Annotated in this window: 3 protein-coding genes; 2 read left to right on the forward strand and 1 reads right to left on the reverse strand. The window is 67.9% G+C overall.

Annotated elements, in window-relative coordinates; translation table 11 throughout:
- A partial coding sequence (locus tag ACWELQ_RS41100) for an alpha/beta hydrolase family protein (protein ID WP_452402399.1) occupies nt 1–904 on the reverse strand: 904 nt, incomplete at its 3' end.
- 180 nt (nt 905–1,084) lie between these two features.
- Here ACWELQ_RS41100 and ACWELQ_RS41105 point away from each other — a divergent pair.
- On the forward strand, nt 1,085–2,359 hold the full coding sequence (locus tag ACWELQ_RS41105; protein ID WP_452402400.1) for a serine hydrolase domain-containing protein: 1,275 nt from the start codon (nt 1,085–1,087) through the stop codon (nt 2,357–2,359).
- Nucleotides 2,360–2,483: 124 nt separating this feature from the next.
- Nucleotides 2,484–3,599, forward strand: a 1,116-nt coding sequence (locus ACWELQ_RS41110) for a PHP domain-containing protein (protein ID WP_452402401.1), incomplete at its 3' end; no start/stop codon positions are given.

Here is a 3,599-nt window from a genome sequence, read left to right on the forward strand (position 1 = left end):
TCCGTTGCGTGTTCTGCTCGGTGAGGATGTCGTAGCCGGGGACCGCCGGTCCGGCCATCAGGATTTCGAAGGCGACACCGCTGTCGGGGCGCATGGCGTACAGGGGCGCGAGGTAGCCGCCCTCGCTGTGCCCGAGCAGGCCGATCCGGGTGGCGTCGATCTCGGAACGTGAGCGCAGGTAGGCCATCCCGGCGGCGATATCGTCGGTCAGGTCCTGATAGCTGGCGGTGTCCAGGGTGCCGCCGGTCTTGCCGATGCCGCGCTTGTCGGTGCGCAGCACCGCGTATCCCGCGCGCGTGAACGTGTCCGCGAGCAGCAGGAACGGCTTGTGGCCGAGGATTTCCTCATTGCGGTCGTTGGGCCCGCTGCCATTGATCAGGATCACGGTCGGGAACGGACCGCCGGTGTTCGGCTCGGTCAAGGTGCCCGCGATGGTGATGTCGCCGCTGCGATAGCCGACATCCTCGGACTTGTACGGGTACGGTGGTTTCGGCTCCTGCGGGCGCGCCGGGCCCTCGACCTTGCCGCGGGTCAGGTTGAGCGGGAAGCTCTTGCCGGACTGCGTGAACTGGCCCTTGATGCTGTCGGACCCCTTGTCGTACTTGCCTTGATATGACGGATTGCCGGGCACTTTGGCCAGCGACCAGGCGATATCGTCGTTGCCGGTCCGCACGCCGGTGAGCTGCGCGTCCACCAGACCCTGCGCGGGAATGGTGAGGGTGGCCGCGTCCGCGCCGGTGAAGCTGACGCCCAGCGCGACCGGCTTGTCGGGGATCTCGATGCTCCCGTGCCAGTCCCCGCTCACCCCCGTAGGCGGCGAATCGTGTTTCGACGACGAGCATCCGGCCACCACCAGGGCGACCACGACCAGCACGGCTGGCACGAACGACCGCAGCGTACGCATGCGCCTCAGCCTACGCAGCATGATCGACGACGCGCCGGAACCGCTCCGATCTCGGTAAACGCCGCCGGAGATAACGCCCGGGTCTCCACCTGGACACTCGAAATAACCACTGGGCCAACGGGAATAACTCTGCCGACGTCGTCATTGCCCCGGCGCCCCGGCGGCTCGTACCGTGGGTGGGTGAGCAATGTCGCTTCCTCGCCGTCGGCCGCCGGTACCCCGGAATCCGGGCTACTGGACCTCCCCACCTCCGTGGGCGGGTACGCCGCCGCCGAATTCGGCCCACTGGTACGGACTTTCGCGCGGATGGTGGGTGGGCATCCGGGCGCGGGCGGGGCGCTGACCGTGCATCTGCGTGGCGAACCGCTGGTCGAGATGTGGACCGGCGAGGCCGCACCCGGGCGGGCCTGGGACGCCGACACCGGCTCCATCATCTTCTCCGCCACCAAAGGTCTTGCGGCCACGGTCATCCACCGGCTCGCCGACCGGGGGCTGATCGACTACGACGCGCCGGTCGCGTACTACTGGCCCGCCTTCGCCGCCAATGGCAAGGAGCGAATCACGGTGCGGCAGGTGCTGTCCCACCGGGCGGGCCTCTACGGGCTGCCCGCCATCGCGCGCGGGCTCGAGGACATCCTCGACCACCGCATGATGGAGGAGCATCTGGCGGCCGCGAAACCGGATCACCTGCTGGGCATTCCGACCTATCACGCGCTGACCTTCGGCTGGCTGCTGGCCGGGCTGGCGCGGGCGGTCACCGGGCGCGGGATGGCGGAGCTGTTCCGTACGGAACTCGCCGAACCGCTGGGCGCGGAGGGCATTCACCTGGGGTTGCCGCCCGCCGGGTCGCCGACCAGCGCGGCGCTGTTGCAGGGCAACAAGCTGTCGATGGTTGGCACCAACTACATTTCGATGGTGCTGGGCCGCGCCTACGGCCTGCCCGGCCCGCTGGGCGCGGCCGCTCGCGCGCTGTTCCTGCCCGGCCTCGATCAGCTGCTCGAGGGTGACCCGCCGCCGATTCTGGACACCGAGCTGGGCGCGGGAAACGGTGTCTGCACCGCGACCGGACTGGCCACCGTGTACGGCGCACTCGCCAACGACGGCATGCATCACGGCTACCGGTTCCTCTCGCCGCAGACCATCAAGACCATGCGGCACGTCGAGACCTACCGTCTCGACCACGCCCTGTTCTACATCCCGATGATGTGGCACATGGGTTATCACTCCCTCCCGGTGCCGGGAGCCCGCGCGGGCTTCGGGCACATCGGGCTGGGCGGATCGTTCGGCTGGGCCGATCCGCGCACGGGACTGTCGGTCGGATTCGTGCACAACCGTCTCGGAATCGGGGCGGCGAGTCTGGACCAGATCGCGTCGGCATGGGTGCTGCCGCTGGTGGTGCGGGGCGCTCACGCGGCGCGTCGCACCACTACCCAGGTTGAGCCGGCGGCCGCCTAGGTGGCATAGGTTCGAGGTCCTCCGCGTGACGTCCAACACGACACGCGGAGCCCGCCACGCCGATCTTGCGCAGCGCCCCCGCGTGCCTTCGAAACCTGTCGTGGGTGGCGCTTAGTATGTCTGGGTGTCAGCCTCGTCGGGATCATTCGTCCATCTCCACAACCACACCGAGTACTCGATGCTCGACGGCGCGGCGAAGATCACGCCCTTGTTCAAAGAGGCGACCAGGCTGGGCATGACCGCCGTCGGCATGTCCGACCACGGCAATATGTACGGTGCGTCCGAGTTCTACAACTCCGCCAAGAAGCAGGGCATCAAGCCCATCATCGGCATCGAGGCGTACATCGCGCCGGAGTCCCGGTTCAACACCAAGCGTGTGCTGTGGGGCGACCCGTCGCAGAAGAGCGATGACGTCTCCGGTTCGGGTTCCTACACCCACATGACCATGGTCGCGGAGAACGCGACCGGTCTGCGCAACCTGTTCAAGCTGTCCTCGCTGGCCTCGATCGAGGGTCAGCTCGGCAAGTGGGCGCGCATGGACGCCGACATCATCGCCGAGCACGCCGAGGGCATCATTGCCACCACCGGCTGCCCCTCGGGCGAGGTGCAGACGCGGCTGCGACTGGGCCACGAGCGCGAGGCCCTCGAAGCCGCGGCCAAGTGGCAGGAGATCTTCGGGCCGGAGAACTTCTTCCTCGAGGTGATGGACCACGGGCTGTCCATCGAGCGCCGGGTGCGCGAGGGCCTGCTCAATGTCGGCAAGCAGCTGGGCATTCCGCCGCTGGCCACCAACGACTGCCATTACGTGCACGAGCACGACGCGGGCAATCACGAAGCGCTGCTGTGCATTCAGACCGGCAAGACGCTCTCGGACCCGACCCGCTTCAAGTTCGACGGTTCCGGCTACTACCTGAAGTCCGCCGAGGAGATGCGCGCCATCTGGGACGCGGAGGTCCCCGGCGCGTGCGACAACACGGTGGCCATCGGCGAACGCGTGCAGTCCTACGACGACGTCTGGGAGCATCGCGACCGGATGCCGATCTTCCCGGTGCCCGAGGGTGAGACCCAGGGCAGCTGGCTGCGCAAGGAAGTGCTGCGCGGCTTGGATCGGCGCTTCCCGAATGGTGTTCCGGGCGAGTACCTCACGCGCGCCGACTACGAGATCGGCGTCATCAACGAGATGATGGCGTTGCGCGCGGCGGGACGGTTCAAGGTGATGGTCGCGATCGCGTCCTCGACC

Source organism: Nocardia sp. NPDC004722, from assembly GCF_053601505.1.